The sequence below is a fragment of the Macrococcus epidermidis genome, from assembly GCF_003259695.1.
Lineage (GTDB): Bacteria > Bacillota > Bacilli > Staphylococcales > Staphylococcaceae > Macrococcoides > Macrococcoides epidermidis.
The window spans coordinates 1-503 of record NZ_PZJH01000023.1 but is presented as its reverse complement, the minus strand read 5'-3'; the positions used below and the strand labels follow the sequence as shown (position 1 = coordinate 503).

At 45.3% G+C, this 503-nt stretch carries 1 protein-coding gene; it reads right to left on the bottom strand.

Going from position 1 to position 503, the window contains the following annotated elements:
• A partial coding sequence (locus BHU61_RS13240) for a Rib/alpha-like domain-containing protein (RefSeq protein ID WP_242444265.1) occupies positions 1-503 on the bottom strand: 503 nt, incomplete at both ends.

The following is a 503-nucleotide window of genomic DNA, read 5'->3' as shown; positions in this document are numbered from 1 at the left end:
ACTGTCTCTTTTGATCCGTCTGGATATGTTACTTCCACGACACCCGTGTATGTGCCTGGTTTGCTTGTATCCACTACGCCCGCTGGTGTTACATCTTTCACTGTTGTTCCGGCAGGAACACCTCCGATATTATCTGTGATAACCGGTGTGCCTCCTACTTCGATGACTTCATTTGTCACTGTTGGTGTAATCGCTTCTGCCTGTGTTGGTGTTACGATTGTTTCCGCTGGTTTTGAAACATTACCTGATCCGTCTGTTGATACTGCTGTTACTTTATCTCCAGGTACTAAATCTACTCCTGAAGGAATTGTCACTGTCCATGTACCATCCGGATTCACTGTTGTCTCTGCTGTTGTTCCGTTCGGGAACGTTACCGTAATTTTTTCGCCTGGTGTGCCTGTTCCTGTCACTACCGTATCATCTGAATCTACCGTTTTAATTACCGGTGCGTCTGATGCTGTTTTATCCTGAACGATTACAGGGACATTTACTGTCTCTTTTGA